We start from the raw sequence: 14777 nt of genomic DNA, 5'->3' as shown, positions 1-14777 counted from the left end.
ATTAATGGGAGCCCCCTGCAAGGGATTGCTCAGCGATTTGTACCAGACGGCGGGTAATGTACCCTCCGATGGAACCAGCGTCCTTTGTAGCCATGTTACCGTAGTAACCGTCTTGTGGAATCGCGATTCCAAGCTCTTGAGCAACCTCGAATTTCATTTGGTCGAGTGCTGCTGTCGCTTGTGGTACAACCAGTTGGTTGCTGCTGCGGTTTGCGCTCATGTGTGTTCACCTCCTCGCGGTTGGTAAAAGTATTATGTGCGAAAATCCGAACTTCATTACAGGGATTGTTTGGTAATTTTTAGGGATAGCTTAGAAGGGAGGAAAAGAGAATGAAGTGTCCATATTGCGACTACTCCGGAACGAAGGTGCTGGACTCGCGTCCCGCTAACGAGAACAAGTCCATTCGCCGCCGCCGGGAATGTGAGAAATGCAAAAGCCGCTTCACGACGTTCGAGATGATTGAGGAAACGCCGCTCGTTGTCATCAAGAAGGATGGCAGCCGTGAAGAGTTCAGCCGTGATAAAATTTTGCGTGGTTTAATCCGTGCTTGCGAGAAGCGCCCCGTGCCCGCTGAAAGGCTGGAGGTTGTCGTTTCTGAGGTAGAGAAGGAGCTGCGCACAACTGCACACGCCGAGGTGGAGAGCCGTGTCATTGGCGAACTGGTGATGGGACAGCTGTATCCAGTAGATGAAGTAGCTTATGTCCGTTTTGCTTCTGTTTATCGGCAGTTCAAGGACATCGATATGTTCATGAAGGAGCTTAGCAGTCTGCTGTCGAAGGACAGCTCACCCAATGGAATGAAGGATTAAATCTAATGCTGCTTCCGAAGCAGCGGTATGAATAGATTGGAGAAAACAGCGCCGCTCCAGGCGTTGTTTTTTTGTTTTTTTGTTTTTTTGCGTTAGAACGCCTTAAACAATAGTGAGTTGAATATTAAAACAGTTAAGTGTATAATTATTCATTGTTGAAAGGGAGGTTTTTTTATATGTCATTCAAAATTAGGCTGGCGGAAAAGAAGGATATCGGCAGCTTGACCGAATTAATGCACGACTATATCGTAGGCTTCTATCAAAATCCTTGGCCGGGCACATCAGAAATTCATCAATTAATTGAGCAGCTGCTGGAAAAGCAGGGCGGTATCCAGTTTGTCGTAGAGAAGGAGCAGCAGCTGATTGGCTTTGCTACTTTATATTTTACGATTAGTACAATGAAGACAGCGCGGATTACGCTAATGAATGACTTTTTTCTGCTGGAGCCGTATCGGGATACGGAAGTGGAGGAAGCGCTATTTTTGACATGCAGAACGTACACACAGGAGCAAGGCTTTGCTCATATGTTCTGGATAACAGCTCCGCAAAATAAGCGGGCCCAACAATTTTTCGCTAAAATGGATGCGGTTCAAGGCAGCTGGGTGAACTATACAATTGTCTAGAAAGCCTGATAAACCGCAATAGTATCCTTCAAGTAACTACACCACTTTCAAGTGCGTACTTCCTCAAATGTCGGAAAGGGGCTAGACTAAAACCTGTAGCAAGGTTAACAATTTCCAACATTTGATGAAGGAGTGTGCGTATACATGGAATTGCAATTGGCGCTTGATTTGGTGAACATTGAGGAAGCAAAGGTTTTGGTCAAAGAGGTTGAGTCGTTTATCGACATCGTTGAAATCGGAACACCTATCGTTATCAACGAGGGTCTGCATGCGGTAAAAGCGATTAAAGAAGCTTTCCCTAACCTCAAAGTGCTGGCCGATCTGAAAATTATGGACGCTGGCGGCTATGAAGTGATGAAGGCTTCCGAAGCGGGTGCGGACATTATTACCGTTCTTGGTGTTTCCGACGACTCCACCATTAGGGGCGCGGTTGAAGAAGCTCGCAAGCAGGGCAACAAAATTATGGTCGATATGATTAATGTGAAAAATATTGAAGCCCGTGCAGCAGAAATTGATGCGCTTGGGGTAGACTATATTTGTGTCCATTCCGGCTATGATCACCAGGCAGAAGGCAAAAACTCCTTCGAAGAGCTGGCAGCGATCAAGCGTGTTGTAAAACAAGCTAAAACCGCAATCGCAGGCGGCATCAAAATCGATACGCTGCAAGAGGTTATTTCGGCAAAGCCTGATCTGGTTATCGTAGGCGGCGGAATTACGGGTGTTGAAAATAAATCCGCAACTGCATCGCAAATGCAGCAGTGGATCAAACAGGCCTAAAGCTGATGCGTATTAGTCAGCTTGCAGGAGAAATCGTACAGGAGCTGGAGCGGCTGACGCAGCTCATTCCGGATGAAGCCGCAGGCGAGCTGGCTGATGCGATTATGCGCGCGCCGCGTGTTTTCGTCTCAGGCGCTGGACGCTCAGGCCTGATGGGCAAAGCTTTTGCAATGCGGCTCGTGCATATGGGCTTTGACGCTTATGTGGCTGGCGAGACGGTGACGCGTGCACTCGGCAAAGACGATGTACTTGTGTTGGGTTCGGGCTCAGGCGGGACGAGCAGCCTCATTGCGATGGCACAAAAGGCGGAGGCGCTCGGCGGCAAGCTGGCTGTCATTACGACGAATCCAGAGTCGGCGCTTGGACGTGCGGCGCATATCGTCGTAACGCTGCAAGCTGCGGCGAAGGAAGAGCAGGATGGGGCCAAGCAGACCGTGCAGCCGATGGCTTCTCTTTTTGAACAAGGCCTTCTAATTTTCTATGATGCGGTTATTCTTAGCTTGATGGAGAAGAAAGGGCTTAGCGGCAACACCATGTACAGCAATCACGCGAATCTGGAGTAGCAGGTGGCGCGCAGCATAGCTGGAAGCTGCTTCATCATGTATACTGGGAAGGAGGGGGAATGGATATGGCTCAGGAATTAAAGGAACGTATTAATTTACGTGAAATCAACTGCGAGAAGGAGCTTACGCTGGCCGTCATTGGGGGCAAGTGGAAGCTGATCATATTGTGGCATCTTGGTCTTGAAGGAACGAAACGTTTCAGTGAGCTGAAGAAAATGATTCCCCATATCACCCAGAAAATGCTGACGAATCAGCTCCGCGAGCTGGAGGAGGATTTGCTGGTTGAGCGCAAAGTGTATGCGGAGGTTCCGCCGCGAGTGGAATATACGTTAACGGCTTACGGCGAAAGCCTGATGCCTGTGCTGCGCATGATGTACGATTGGGGCAAAAACTACGGCGAGGAAGTCGTATGGAAATAGCGGCAATAGCAGCTTGATAGCTAAGGAAGGCTGGGGTGAGGGGCAGAGGATGCTTCTGGCTTCGGCCTTTTTTTTGATTTGAAATCGGAACCTATAATTGGTGAAGTTGTTCATGGCTGTGTTTCCTATTAAAATAAAATGATATCGAGCATTTATATTTGAATATAAGGAGAGGCTGATGGTTGACTACACATGTGGATGAGCAGTTTGAAGATCTAAGCCCGGAAGAGCAACAGGTTCTTGAAGAGGAGAGCGATAAGCTGGTTGAGCCGAACGTCTATTTGGATATGTTGGAGCAAGGTAATTTGTTGTACGGTGCGATGAATTTTCGCTTCTATAATGTAGGGGGAACAGCTAGCGAGCGCGAGGAATGGTTAATGGATACACTAGGGCTTGCAGCAATCGGCATTCCGGATGTGCAGTGCCACTTTTATGATTTAGACCCTAACGAGGTAGCCCAAAATTTTGGGAATATCGCCTATTATTTATTTGAAAATGGGGATGTTATCAACGATGGAGAGACGGTCGGCGGAACCGAGGACATACGCTGGCGCTGTGAGCATCAATATGCTCTTGCCGCACCACGACGCGTCGTCCTCGACCTTGATCCGGGAGAGCCTTATTATGCCGGTATGCAAGGGGGAAGCAACGACAGAAAAGACTGATGCAGCAGCTTGTACAAGACGCCAGCCGTTAAGGCTGGCGTCTTTGCGTTTAATCCATTTTCAATATGATGAGCCTGTCATGCTTAATAACGGCTGCCAAAGGTGCTGCCGACAGGAGCAAGCTCATTCAAGCTGGATAGCTCTTCAGATGTTAAGCGGATGGATAATGCCTCTACATTTTGCTGCAAATATTTCACACGCTTTGTGCCCGGAATCGGAACGATATCGTTTCCTTGCGCGGTTACCCACGCCAGTGCGATTTGGGCGGGAGTCACTCCTTTTTGCTGGGCGAGCAGCTGTATCCCTTGGACGATCTTCCTATTTTGTTCGAATGCCTCTTCAGAAAACCGGGGATTATACATGCGCCAGTCGTCTTGTGCCAGTTGGCTTCGACTTGAGAGAGTGCCAGTCAAAAATCCTCTTCCAAGCGGGCTGTAGGGGACAAAACCGACCCCTAATTCTCTGCAAGCATTCAAAATACCCAGTTCAGGCTCTCTGGACCATAAGGAATATTCCGTTTGAACGGCTGTAATGGGAAAGACAGCGTGAGCATCGGCCAATTGTTGAGAGGTTACTTCTGACAGGCCCAAATAGCGGACTTTTCCTTCTTTCACAAGCTCAGCCATGGCTCCAACCGTCTCTGTAATCGGAACATTAGGATCTGCTCTATGCAAGTAATACAGATCGATGTAGTCCGTGCCCAAGCGATGCAAACTAGCCTCACAGGCTTGCTTCACATACTGCGGCGTTCCATTGTAGCCTAGATGCTGCGTTTTATTGCGTAAAGAGCCAAATTTCGTTGCGATCTGCACAGCTTGACGATGCGTCCTTAACCCTTTGCCAACCAGCTTTTCATTTGCACCGATGCCGTCCTCGTCATAACCGTAAATATCCGCCGTATCAAAAAACGTAATGCCTAACTCCAGAGCGTGACTTAGCGTGCTTAAAGACTCTGACTCATCCGTTGCCCCATAAAATTCGGACATTCCCATACATCCTAATCCCAAACGGGATACTTGCAGTCCTTGACTACCCAATGCCAAAGCTTCCATGGTGTTCAAGCCTCCTTTTTATTTCTACATTTCTTGAAGATAACAATAGCACGTGAAAAGCTAAAAAGTAAACTAAATAATCTAAAAAAGTTCAATTAGTACACATTGTTCAAATTTTTGTGGGATTGGGTTATAATTCGAGGTATGAAGAATTAGGAGGCTTTACCCCATGGATACGAAATCCCCTTCATTGGAGAAGAGAAATAAAACGATCCAAAAGCTAATTATAAAGATTATACCCGTGCTGCAAAAAAACGGATTTTCCTCGCTGAAGATGGATGATGCAGCTAAATATATGGATATTAGCAAGGCGACCATGTATAAATATTTTGCTTCCAAGGATGAGATCATTGAAGCGGTTGTAGGTCGCTACGTGGCATATATTTCGGACATGGTGCAGGACTGGACCTTGACCGATCATTTGTCCTATGCCAAATCCTTTGATAAAGTGTTTCAGCAGTCTTTGCTGATGGCGGTATACTTGTCCGATATTTTCTTGCAGGAGTTAAGCAGCCTGTATCCACACTTATATGACAGGCTTTCAAATGAGGTTGAGCTGCGCAATGAACAGGTGAGGGAGTTTTTTGACAGGGGGATGGAAAATGATGTGTTTCAGCGTCTGAATTCCGTTATTCTCCTTATTCAAATGGACACGATGCTTAGGAAAATGATTGATCCCAAGCTGCTGATGCTCCATCATTTATCGCTGAAGCAGGCATTATCCGATTATTACAAAGTGATGAGACACCAAATCATAAAATCTGAATTCGTAAACTTAGAAAATAGTTCGGAGATGGATTTGTTTTTGAATCAGATGGTTCAAAAGCTGTCGAGGCAATAGGGGAGTGGCGCTCCGTGCGCGTGGAATAAACCCCGGGGGTTCGCTCCAAGGCATTCCATATAAAAGAAATGCCACCAACGTTGTATGATGACGTTGGTGGCGTTTCTTTTATATGCAGTCTAGGGAGGGGATATGCCTCTTCAATGTCTCTTCTAATTCGAAGCGGGACTTGTTATGATTCAGTGCGTTCTTCCCCTCGTAAAAAGCCAGCCGCCTGCCACGAAAGTGAGGAAAAGAATAAGATTAAATCCAACGCCCGCCAATAACGAGCCATTGAATAATAGGGCTTTGAAAAAAGAGACGACATGAACGCGCAGCGATGGAATCGACGTTCCAACCGGGATCGCCGCAGCGATCAGAGCCCATAGCAGCCAGCCGGTAAAGCGGTAGTAACCGGAGATCAGCATACTTAGCAGCGCCATCGCCATCAAATAAAAAACGGTTTGGTAGAGAAAAGAACCTGCCAAGCCAAAATCATCCCAATGAAATGCTTCTATAAGACCAACCGTGCTCTCGTGATCCTGGAGCACATTTACTTCAACATGAGTCCACAAAGAATTAAGCAAAGCGAGCACTGCTGCCCAGACAGCAAAGACGAATTGAAGTCCCCAAAAATATTGCTTTCGGCTTGCTCCTAATTGTACGATGCGTTTGTAATAACTGAGTGGCAGCACGATAGCCAAAAGAAGCAAAATGAGAATCAGCATGTTGCCAGCCGAAAGGATAGTACCTCCACTATTGTTAACAAGAAGGTTAACAATAAACTCCGCCAGTCTGCCAAGCACAGTTAAAATAATGATAAACCAGATGTAAATCCTCATTTGCAAATAGGTTGCCTTTAGATGAACGGTCAATGCCCCCACTTTAGTGACCTCCTTCGATCAAATACGAGAAAAACCTTTGAAGCGACATATTTTCAATCGAAATGTCCATCATGAGGGCCTGCTGCATGTCCTTATCGTTCAACGGTTCATAAATAGCGGCAAGTGTGCCGTGGCCATAGGATTCCGTATACAGTACGCGTTTCCCGGCTGTGAACGATTTCACTGCTTCCGAATTTCCCCGAATAGAAAAAGCCGCCATTCGTATTTGATCCAAATCATCATGAAGCAGAATGGAGCCATCTTCAATGATATAAACTTTTTCTGCGACAGGGACGATTTCGTCAATTAAATGCGTAGACAGTAAAATCGTTCGAGGGTAGTTTGCGTAATCTTCCATTAACTCTTTGTAAAACTTTTCACGCATCAAAAAATCAAGTCCGAGCACTGGCTCGTCGAATAATGTCAATGGTGCCCGGCTGGCCAGACCAATGGTGTTTCCTACGAGTGAACCCGCGCCTCTTGATAGCTGTCTGATTTTTTTGTCCGGATCAAGCCGAAACGTTTGGAGCAGCTTATGAGCTAATGTCCAATTCCAATTGGGATGAAAACTCGCAGCAAACTGCAAAATTTCGATCACTCGCGCTCCTCCGAAGCGTTTGTTATTCTCCGGTACGAAACAGAAATCTTTCGGAAGTTCTCCCCTGCCCAGCTTTTTTCCTCTTACCTCAATTGTGCCGTCATTCGGCAGGATTCCGCCTGCGATTAAGTTAAGCAACGTCGATTTGCCAGCGCCGTTTCGCCCGAGCAAGCCATAAATGACGTTCTCTTCCAGCTGTAGATCCAGATTCCGTAAGGCGTAAGTTCGACCGTATTTTTTAATTAATTTGTCGCAACTCAATACGATGCTCACGATGCGTTCAATCCTTTCTCAACTGCTTGATCATGTCTACGATATCGCCGGTTGTCAGCTCGAGTTTGTCGGCTTCGATCAGCAGATTGGACAACATCTCCTTATAGAAACGCTCTCTTCGCCGATTCTGAATCTTCTGTCTCGCATCCGTTGAGACATACATGCCAAGCCCTCTTTTTTTGTACAAAACACCTTCATTTACGAGCAGGCTAATCCCCTTGACTACGGTCGCTGGATTAATTTGAAACAGCTGAGAAAACTGAGCCACGGAAAGAATTTGCTCGTCAACTCGAAAGGTTCCGTTCAGAATATCGTCTTCAATTATATCAGCTACCTGTTGATATATTGGTTGCTTATCGTCGAAAGTGACGTTCATTGCCTCACCACTCAGCATCGTAGTTTGTTTCCCATCTAGTAGCAAACCATATCTTATGTACAAACAATTGTCAACAAACAAACGCAGGAGAAAACAACGGGCAACTTTTTTTACAACTGCTCCGGTTATTGACAGTTATCCAATCCGGTATTATAGTATACTACATTAGTAACATACCAATATACCTAGGGCCTGACCTGGCCAATAGAGTATTTGGAAAGTATAATCCAATACGATATGGGGAGCTGTAAAAATGGGAGCTTTAATCGAATTCAAAAAGGTAACGAAAGAATACAAAATAGGCGAAGTGCCTATCAAGGCTCTTAATGGTGTTGACTTTTCCATAAATGCGGGTGAATTTGTCGTTGTTCTTGGTGCTAGCGGCGCCGGTAAAAGCACGATTCTGAATATCCTTGGCGGTATGGATAACGCTACTTCAGGTCAAGTGTTTGTTGGCAATGAAGAAATTACAAGGTTGAGCGAAAGAAAATTAACTGAATATCGCGGTGAAAATGTTGGCTTTGTATTTCAATTTTATAATTTGATTCCGAATTTAAATGCGCTGGAGAATGTTGAATTTGCCACGGAAGTATGTCAAAACCATCTCGATGCCAAAGACATTTTATATAAGGTTGGACTAAGGGACCGCATACGAAATTTTCCTTCCCAGCTCTCTGGCGGGGAACAGCAGCGCGTTGCGATAGCGAGAGCGGTCGCTAAAAATCCGTTGCTTCTACTCTGTGATGAACCGACTGGAGCTTTGGATTACGTTACAGGGAAGGCCGTCTTAAAACTGCTTCAAGATTTGAACAAGGAAACGAAGAAATGTGTTGTGTTGGTCACACATAACACGGCGATTGCTCCAATGGCGGATAAAATCATTCAGGTGAAAAGCGGAAGGATCGAAAGCATTACGGTGAATCATAACAAACAAAGCGTTGAAGGGATCGAGTGGTAAGGATGAAGTTATTTAAAAAGTCATTAAGGGACATCAAACAATCGATCGGGCAATTTTTCGCCTTTGTGTTGGTAATTGCAGTGGGCGCTTTTTTCTATGCGGGACTGATCACGTTAAGCGATAATCTTAATCATTACACGAAGGCTTATTTTAAAGAGCATAATTTAAGCGACCTGAATGTCTATTACAACCACATTACAAGTCAGGACTTGGCGGAATTAAGCAAAATCCAAGGTATAAACAAAATCGAAGGACGGTACAGCTTCAATGCGACGCAAGCTTTTGAAAATACGAAAGCGACCTTAAAGGTCCATTCTATCCCTGTAAACAATAAAATCAATACACCTTTGATGATTGAGGGCAGGATTCCGTCGCATAACAATGAAATCTTGCTAGATTCCCATTATGCTAAAGAGCATCAGTACCGAATCGGAGAGCAGCTAAATTTAAATGTGAAGGACAAAAATGTGACATTCACCATTAGCGGCTTGGGCGAGAACGTGGAATATGCCAAAAAGAACGAAATCCAAGATCATAAAGCAAATGGATTTGCGTATGTGGCTGAAGCGGGAATACTACGACTCACAGACAGCTTGTACTATAATGAGATCTTGGTTGATGCTGAAGAAGGCTTCAACATTGACCGGTTGGGTCAAGCCATTGAAGCAAAATCCAAGTCTCTCTCCTATGTCGAACATATGAGTAAAGAGCGATCATTCAATTATTCTCAACTCCAACAAACGATCAAAAACAATCAATTGATGAGCAGTGTTATTCCGTTGGTTCTCTTTATAATTGAAGCGATTATCCTATTCCTCACTATGTCGCGAATTATTGATTCTCAACGAAACCAAGTAGGTATCATGAAGGCATTAGGTATAAAAAACAGAAACATCATGCTTCATTATATGGGATACCCGATACTGGTAGGGATCATAGGCTCCATTCTTGGTTGCGTCATTGCCGCTAATGTATTTATTCCATTAGTAAGGGCGTCAAATGCAAATTCCTACTCGCTGCCTGACATTACATTCTCGCTTTCCTTCTTCTCTGTAATTCCACCTATCCTGTTTTCGAGTGCATTTGGAATGCTGGCCAGTTATTTGAGCAGCAAAGCCATACTTCGAGAATGTGCAGCCCAGGCAATGCGCCCAAAACCGCCCCTAAAAATGAAAAAGCTGCTCATCGAACGAATTCCGAGGATTTGGGGTCGTATTCCCTACAGCTACAAGCTCATTTTAAGAAATATATTTTTAAATAAACAAAAAGCGTTAGCGAGCTCCATTGGTGTAGTGGTGAGCACGGTTTTATTGATTACTGCTTTCGGTACTCAAACTTCCTTGCAAAAGGTAGCTGACCAGGTTGCTGAGGTGAATACCTATGATTTAAAAGTCGATTTCAAGAAAGGAGCAGCCCTGGATACTTTGCAACTGCCCTCCAGCGTTAAAAGCAGTTATGGTCTATCCACCTTTCCAGTAAAATTCATAAAGGGCGATAACGAAAATGCTACGTTAGTGGTAACGGAAAAAGAAAACAATCTCATTACTTTCTTCGATGAAGATGACAATCGAATCGCTTTGGAAGACAATGGTGTGCTGGTACCCAAATCGTATGCCGACCACTATAAGATTGCGGAAGGCGATACCATTCAACTCAAGCTCACCGAGTCAGCGTTTGCCAATAAAACAGTCGATATGAAGGTTGTAAAAATAACCAACCAGTATGCAAATCCTTCCTTTTATTGCACGACAGCTTATCTCGAGAGCCTTGGCATCGCCTACAAGCCAACCTCGCTATTAGTGGAAACCAGCTCCACGAGCCTTACAAGCATTCGCCAATTTTTTGAACAAACTCAGCAGGTAGATGCATTTGAAGATAAAAATGATCTTAAGAAATCGGCTGAATTTATTTTGAAGCAAAATAGTTTTATGTTTATCATGTTTATCATTAGTGCCGTCGTTCTTTCTTTTGGCGCCATTTATACGATATCTTCCATAAACATTTATGAACGAAACCGTGAGATGGCCACCCTAAAGGTATTAGGCTATCCCAAGCATAAAATAAACCGATTAATTTTCTTTGAAAACATCATCCTCACCGCCTTTGCGGTACTTGTAGCGTTACCAATCAGTGGCTATATGTATGACCTCGTTGTCATGGGGCTTTCCAGCACTCATCAGCAAATCCCGGATCAAATAAGTTTGTTCGTCATGCTGAAATCTGTTATTCTTGCATTCGGGCTCACGATTCTTTCGAGCTTGCTGCTTCGAAGAAAAGTGTCACGAATCAATATGATTGAATCTTTGAAAAGTATCGAATAGTGCAGCGGGTGCGCTGTTAGCATTCCATTCAAAAAAACGCCACCGCGATATGTGGTGACGTTTTTTGTATGGAGCCTATGGGATTGGTTTCGTCTACATCGTAAATCCATCATGGGATGTCCTAATCTTTGTTGCGGTCATCCATTTAACGCAGTGCGAAATTACTACGGCCAATGCTGCAAGTCCCCTAATGCCGTCCAAATAGAACAGCTTTTTTTCGGCTGTCTCTTTATTCATTTTTTTCCCTTCTTTCATGAATAGAACAAAATAAACGCAAAAAAAACGGCATTTCTGCCGTTTGTGTTTAAGATATATGGAGCTACGCGGAATCGAACCGCGGACTGATCGCTGCCAGCGACCTATTTTCCCCCTAAACTATAGCCCCGTTTGCAATTTTGACCCCATTACTGCCAGCATAACATGCTACCAGCTGAGCTAAGGCCCCGAGTGACACTTTTATTATTATACATAGAACAGTCACTCCGCGCAAGGTAGTTGGAAATAAAAATATAGCAAAAAAGCCCAGACCTACAAAACGGATCTGTGTCACAAAAAAAACTCCCTTGTCGTTATACATGCAAATAAGCAAACGAACATAAAGGGAGTGGTTGTAATGGAAACGTTGACCTGTGTCGTCATTGGAGCGGGATATGCGGGTATTCATGCGATGAAGGAGTTGCGCAAAAATTTAATTAACGTTAAAAGAAGCCAGTCTATCCGATTCGTATTAATTGACAAAAATAGCTATCACTTGCGTAAGGTTATCCTATTTAAGCCAGCGGTAACAGACGAAAATATTTGTATACCACTTGCCCAAATGTTTCCTGAAGGTGTTGAGCTTGTTGAGGCAACGGTTACTGAAATTAAGAAGGTAGAGAAACAACTGCTGCTGCGGAATGCAAATGGGGAGGAGCAGCAGCTAAGCTACGATGTGCTTGTAGTAGCTATTGGCAGTATCATCCGCCAGCTCGACGAGGAAAAAGGCGGATTTCCGCTTGCTACGCTGGAACATGCGGTGAACATTCGGACAGCATGGCGTGCTAATTTACAGCGGGCCGCAATTGAAGCCAATCCGGCCGAACGAGAGTGCCTTATGACGATTGCTGTAGCGGGAGCTGGCATAAGCGGCATTGAAACGGCCGCTGAATTAGCCCATTATGTGCGGGCAGATGCGGAGCAGCTGGGATTAAATCCGCATCAAGTACACATTCGCTTGTTTAATGCACACGAAAGATTATTTTTGAATGGACCAGGCAAAGTGGCCTCGAAACTGGAGCAGCTGTTAACGAATAACGGAGTAGCAGTCGTTCATGGAAGCCGAGTGCTGTCAGAGGCAGGCGGGCGCTTGCTTTTGGCCAGTGGAGAAGAACTGCCTGTTGGCTTATGCGTTTGGACATTAGGCCTTATGCCAAACCCAGTTTTAAGACAGCTGGGCTTGCCGACAACAGAGGACGGGTTTGTAAACATTGATGCAAGCTATCGGGTTAAGGCTGCCAGCGGCATATACAGCATAGGAGATTGTGCGAAAGTAATCGATCCGGATACGGGCCGTTCAGATGGGATGACCTGCAAGGAGGCTATTCCGCAAGCGGTAAGGCTTGGCAAAGTGATAGCAGCTGATCTTGAAGGAAGAACTGCTCCTCGGCATACCGGCTATATGGATAGCTTCAGCATCGGACTAGGGCCGGAAAAAGGATTAACATGGGTGCACAAATGGGGAATGGATATCATGATTACTGGTAAAATGGCGTATCGAATTAAACAATTTACATGGAATATAGCCAGCTCCATTAAGTAAGTCAAGCACATGTATCCTTTCATAAAGCTGCTCTTTTTCTTGCTCAGGACATATGTCCTTTCCAATATGCGGTGTTCTGCCGTTTAATTAAGGAAACGAAGAGGACGGGGAGAGCACTCATGAAAGGGATCTTGTTTGCAATATTAGGAGGGGCATGTATTACGCTGCAGGGAATAGCCAATACCCGAATAAGCGGAAGCATCGGAACGTGGCAGGCCGCAACACTTACCCAATTTACTGGCTTTATCGTGGCTTTCATTATATTGATGAGCGTAGGTGCCGGAAAATGGCGGGAATTTCAGCAGGTGAAGCCTATCTATTTGGCAGGCGGCTCTTTTGCAGCTATTATTATTTTCAGCAATGTAACAGCTATTCAACAGATCGGCGTCACGCTCATGGTATCGATGCTGCTGATTGCCCAGCTAGGCATGACGGTTATAATAGAGACGAATGGCTTTTTCGGCTTGAAGAAGCAAAGGATAACGGTGTCGCAATTGATTGGCATTGGCATGATGATTAGCGGCGTGTTTTTATTAAAGGGCTGATTCCGAAGGCGAACTAAGCCATGAAAGAAGTGGGGAAATGATTGAAATTAAAGATCGCGAGCTGCTGGGTCAATATTTGCAGCTGCATCAGCTGGAGGCGGTGTTCAATGAGCCGCTGCTTCCTTATTTGAACTTGTACAGCTTTGAACAGGAGGAGCTCATTTGCGGCCAAGGAGAGACGCCCCAGCATATGTTTGTGCTCGTGAAGGGGAAAATTAAAGTATATACGAACTCGCCGGAGGGAAAGACGCTCATTATTTCCTTTAAGACGCCCCTTGAGGTCATTGGCGATGTGGAATATATTCGCGGCACGGAGTTTCTCAATACAGTGGAGGCTGTATCTCCCGTAATAATGATTGGGGTTCAGCATCGCTGGCTGGATAAGCATGGAAGGGATTATGCGCCGCTGCTGCGATTTTTATTGGAGAAAATTACGCGGAAGTTTTATTTTAAATCCAATTCCATGAGCTTGAATGTCATGCAGCCTGTGGATGTACGTCTGGCGAGCTATTTGCTGTCGGTTTCCTACGACGAATCCGATGAGCAATTTAAAGGGGAGCTCAGCACAGACAATTTGAAGGATGTCGCTAATTTGATTGGCACAAGCTATCGGCACCTGAACCGGGTCATTCGGCAGTTTTGCGAGGAAGGCCTCGTCGAGCGAACGAAGCAATGGATTGTCATTAAAAATAAGGAAGCGTTAAGCAAACGGGCCAATCATCACAATTATACTTTAACGGATCAGAAGGGAGAGCAGGGCTAATGATGACAGGCATATTGTTTTCGCTAATGGCGGGCGCGCTCGTCAGCATACAGGCGATTTTTAACAGCAAGGTAAATGAGCGGGCAGGGACGTGGGCGACGACGACACTCGTATTGGGGCTCGGGTTTCTAGCCTCGCTCACGATTGGCTTTATTTTGGAAGGGAAGCAGCTGTTTGCTTGGCAGGGGATGCAGCCATGGTTTTGGTTCAGCGGTTTGATCGGGGTAGGTGTAGTTATGAGCCTCGTGCAGGCGATGAAGCGGCTTAGCCCGACGATCGCGATTGCCATTGTCATGACGTCGGAGGTTTTATTTGCCCTATTATGGGATTCGCTTGGCTGGATGGGGCTGGAGCAGGTTCCGTTTTCGGTCAACAAGCTTCTGGGCGTATTGGTCATTATCGGCGGCATTTTTGTATTGAAATTTGGTGGTAAGCGTGAACGTCAGAAAGTGACGGAGGCGGCTTAGCCTCCTGCAATAGGATTGAAAGAGCGTTTCTCTGCAAAGAGGAATGCTCTTTTTAGTTTGAAAAT

At 45.4% G+C, this 14777-nt stretch carries 19 protein-coding genes and 1 tRNA gene; 13 read left to right on the top strand and 7 right to left on the bottom strand.

The window, feature by feature from the left end; genetic code table 11:
* Window position 1: 1 nt before the first annotated feature.
* Window positions 2-220 carry an alpha/beta-type small acid-soluble spore protein gene (locus AC50X8_RS02300; protein ID WP_046230244.1) on the bottom strand — a complete coding sequence of 73 codons (219 nt, stop codon included), beginning with the start codon at window positions 218-220 and terminating at the stop codon, window positions 2-4.
* Between the two features lie 110 nt (window positions 221-330).
* On the opposite strand from AC50X8_RS02300, the gene nrdR reads away from it, so the two are divergent.
* From nrdR to AC50X8_RS02270, 6 genes are all read left to right on the top strand, one after another.
* The gene (gene nrdR / locus AC50X8_RS02295) at window positions 331-810 is read left to right on the top strand and encodes a transcriptional regulator NrdR (RefSeq protein WP_046230243.1); all 480 of its coding nucleotides are present in this window, start codon (window positions 331-333) and stop codon (window positions 808-810) included.
* Window positions 811-986: 176 nt separating this feature from the next.
* Entirely contained in the window at window positions 987-1433 is a 447-nt protein-coding gene (locus tag AC50X8_RS02290; protein WP_494878401.1) for a GNAT family N-acetyltransferase, read from the top strand.
* A gap of 144 nt (window positions 1434-1577) precedes the next feature.
* Window positions 1578-2210 (top strand): 3-hexulose-6-phosphate synthase, encoded by a 633-nt coding sequence (gene hxlA / locus AC50X8_RS02285; RefSeq protein WP_056030167.1) that lies wholly within the window; start codon window positions 1578-1580, stop codon window positions 2208-2210.
* Between the two features lie 5 nt (window positions 2211-2215).
* Window positions 2216-2773, top strand: coding sequence for a 6-phospho-3-hexuloisomerase (gene hxlB, locus AC50X8_RS02280; protein ID WP_056030164.1), 558 nt, complete (start codon window positions 2216-2218; stop codon window positions 2771-2773).
* A 65-nt stretch (window positions 2774-2838) separates the two neighbouring features.
* Complete coding sequence (locus tag AC50X8_RS02275) at window positions 2839-3192, top strand: winged helix-turn-helix transcriptional regulator (RefSeq protein ID WP_046230239.1); 354 nt, start codon at window positions 2839-2841, stop codon at window positions 3190-3192.
* Window positions 3193-3374: 182 nt separating this feature from the next.
* On the top strand, window positions 3375-3857 hold the full coding sequence (locus AC50X8_RS02270) for a DUF4261 domain-containing protein (RefSeq protein WP_494857977.1): 483 nt from the start codon (window positions 3375-3377) through the stop codon (window positions 3855-3857).
* An 83-nt stretch (window positions 3858-3940) separates the two neighbouring features.
* On the opposite strand, the gene AC50X8_RS02265 is transcribed toward AC50X8_RS02270, so the two are convergent.
* Window positions 3941-4909 (bottom strand): aldo/keto reductase, encoded by a 969-nt coding sequence (locus AC50X8_RS02265; RefSeq protein WP_056030160.1) that lies wholly within the window; start codon window positions 4907-4909, stop codon window positions 3941-3943.
* A gap of 169 nt (window positions 4910-5078) precedes the next feature.
* Here AC50X8_RS02265 and AC50X8_RS02260 point away from each other — a divergent pair, with 169 nt between their 5' ends.
* On the top strand, window positions 5079-5750 hold the full coding sequence (locus AC50X8_RS02260) for a TetR/AcrR family transcriptional regulator (protein WP_494857979.1): 672 nt from the start codon (window positions 5079-5081) through the stop codon (window positions 5748-5750).
* Window positions 5751-5929: 179 nt separating this feature from the next.
* On the opposite strand, the gene AC50X8_RS02255 is transcribed toward AC50X8_RS02260, so the two are convergent.
* From AC50X8_RS02255 to AC50X8_RS02245, 3 genes are read right to left on the bottom strand one after another with little or no spacing between them, the layout of a single operon-like run.
* Window positions 5930-6613: a hypothetical protein gene (locus tag AC50X8_RS02255; protein WP_056030154.1), complete on the bottom strand. Its 684-nt coding sequence runs from the start codon at window positions 6611-6613 to the stop codon at window positions 5930-5932.
* Between the two features lies 1 nt (window position 6614).
* Window positions 6615-7484 (bottom strand): ATP-binding cassette domain-containing protein, encoded by an 870-nt coding sequence (locus AC50X8_RS02250; protein ID WP_056030152.1) that lies wholly within the window; start codon window positions 7482-7484, stop codon window positions 6615-6617.
* Window positions 7485-7491: 7 nt separating this feature from the next.
* A complete protein-coding gene (locus tag AC50X8_RS02245; protein ID WP_056030147.1) occupies window positions 7492-7878 on the bottom strand; it encodes a GntR family transcriptional regulator in 387 nt (128 codons plus the stop codon).
* 235 nt (window positions 7879-8113) lie between these two features.
* Between AC50X8_RS02245 and AC50X8_RS02240 the strand changes: the two genes are divergently transcribed.
* Together AC50X8_RS02240 and AC50X8_RS02235 are read left to right on the top strand one after the other, a co-directional pair.
* Window positions 8114-8818: an ABC transporter ATP-binding protein gene (locus AC50X8_RS02240; protein WP_056030144.1), complete on the top strand. Its 705-nt coding sequence runs from the start codon at window positions 8114-8116 to the stop codon at window positions 8816-8818.
* 2 nt (window positions 8819-8820) lie between these two features.
* Window positions 8821-11139 carry an ABC transporter permease gene (locus AC50X8_RS02235; protein ID WP_494857983.1) on the top strand — a complete coding sequence of 773 codons (2319 nt, stop codon included), beginning with the start codon at window positions 8821-8823 and terminating at the stop codon, window positions 11137-11139.
* A gap of 93 nt (window positions 11140-11232) precedes the next feature.
* Here AC50X8_RS02235 and AC50X8_RS02230 read toward each other — a convergent pair whose 3' ends face one another.
* On the bottom strand, window positions 11233-11376 hold the full coding sequence (locus tag AC50X8_RS02230) for a hypothetical protein (protein ID WP_155972772.1): 144 nt from the start codon (window positions 11374-11376) through the stop codon (window positions 11233-11235).
* A 77-nt stretch (window positions 11377-11453) separates the two neighbouring features.
* A tRNA-Ala gene (locus AC50X8_RS02225) sits at window positions 11454-11524 on the bottom strand.
* 228 nt (window positions 11525-11752) lie between these two features.
* Between AC50X8_RS02225 and AC50X8_RS02220 the strand changes: the two genes are divergently transcribed.
* From AC50X8_RS02220 to AC50X8_RS02205, 4 genes are all read left to right on the top strand, one after another.
* The gene (locus tag AC50X8_RS02220) at window positions 11753-12937 is read left to right on the top strand and encodes an NAD(P)/FAD-dependent oxidoreductase (protein WP_494878398.1); all 1185 of its coding nucleotides are present in this window, start codon (window positions 11753-11755) and stop codon (window positions 12935-12937) included.
* Window positions 12938-13056: 119 nt separating this feature from the next.
* Window positions 13057-13482, top strand: a complete 426-nt coding sequence (locus AC50X8_RS02215) for a DMT family transporter (RefSeq protein WP_494857986.1) — start codon at window positions 13057-13059, stop codon at window positions 13480-13482.
* Between the two features lie 37 nt (window positions 13483-13519).
* The gene (locus tag AC50X8_RS02210; protein ID WP_056030134.1) at window positions 13520-14245 is read left to right on the top strand and encodes a Crp/Fnr family transcriptional regulator; all 726 of its coding nucleotides are present in this window, start codon (window positions 13520-13522) and stop codon (window positions 14243-14245) included.
* Window positions 14245-14712 carry a DMT family transporter gene (locus tag AC50X8_RS02205; protein WP_056030131.1) on the top strand — a complete coding sequence of 156 codons (468 nt, stop codon included), beginning with the start codon at window positions 14245-14247 and terminating at the stop codon, window positions 14710-14712. The genes AC50X8_RS02210 and AC50X8_RS02205 overlap by 1 nt, the downstream gene beginning before the upstream one ends.
* The last annotated feature ends 65 nt before the right edge of the window (window positions 14713-14777 follow it).

The sequence above is a fragment of the Paenibacillus sp. JT22N15 genome, from assembly GCF_059383755.1.
Note: the sequence above shows the minus strand (reverse complement) of the source record. Positions and strands in the feature narration are given on the sequence as shown.

Coding starts and splice junctions, on each gene's coding strand:
- AC50X8_RS02290 (WP_494878401.1), top strand. CDS start 987: ATGTCATTCAAAATTAGGCTGGCGGAAAAGAAGGATATCGGCAGCTTG.
- AC50X8_RS02215 (WP_494857986.1), top strand. CDS start 13,057: ATGAAAGGGATCTTGTTTGCAATATTAGGAGGGGCATGTATTACGCTG.
- AC50X8_RS02205 (WP_056030131.1), top strand. CDS start 14,245: ATGATGACAGGCATATTGTTTTCGCTAATGGCGGGCGCGCTCGTCAGC.
- nrdR (WP_046230243.1), top strand. CDS start 331: ATGAAGTGTCCATATTGCGACTACTCCGGAACGAAGGTGCTGGACTCG.
- AC50X8_RS02240 (WP_056030144.1), top strand. CDS start 8,114: ATGGGAGCTTTAATCGAATTCAAAAAGGTAACGAAAGAATACAAAATA.
- hxlB (WP_056030164.1), top strand. CDS start 2,216: ATGCGTATTAGTCAGCTTGCAGGAGAAATCGTACAGGAGCTGGAGCGG.
- AC50X8_RS02265 (WP_056030160.1), bottom strand. CDS start 4,909: ATGGAAGCTTTGGCATTGGGTAGTCAAGGACTGCAAGTATCCCGTTTG.
- hxlA (WP_056030167.1), top strand. CDS start 1,578: ATGGAATTGCAATTGGCGCTTGATTTGGTGAACATTGAGGAAGCAAAG.
- AC50X8_RS02300 (WP_046230244.1), bottom strand. CDS start 220: ATGAGCGCAAACCGCAGCAGCAACCAACTGGTTGTACCACAAGCGACA.
- AC50X8_RS02235 (WP_494857983.1), top strand. CDS start 8,821: ATGAAGTTATTTAAAAAGTCATTAAGGGACATCAAACAATCGATCGGG.
- AC50X8_RS02220 (WP_494878398.1), top strand. CDS start 11,753: ATGGAAACGTTGACCTGTGTCGTCATTGGAGCGGGATATGCGGGTATT.
- AC50X8_RS02275 (WP_046230239.1), top strand. CDS start 2,839: ATGGCTCAGGAATTAAAGGAACGTATTAATTTACGTGAAATCAACTGC.
- AC50X8_RS02230 (WP_155972772.1), bottom strand. CDS start 11,376: ATGAATAAAGAGACAGCCGAAAAAAAGCTGTTCTATTTGGACGGCATT.
- AC50X8_RS02210 (WP_056030134.1), top strand. CDS start 13,520: ATGATTGAAATTAAAGATCGCGAGCTGCTGGGTCAATATTTGCAGCTG.
- AC50X8_RS02245 (WP_056030147.1), bottom strand. CDS start 7,878: ATGCTGAGTGGTGAGGCAATGAACGTCACTTTCGACGATAAGCAACCA.
- AC50X8_RS02260 (WP_494857979.1), top strand. CDS start 5,079: ATGGATACGAAATCCCCTTCATTGGAGAAGAGAAATAAAACGATCCAA.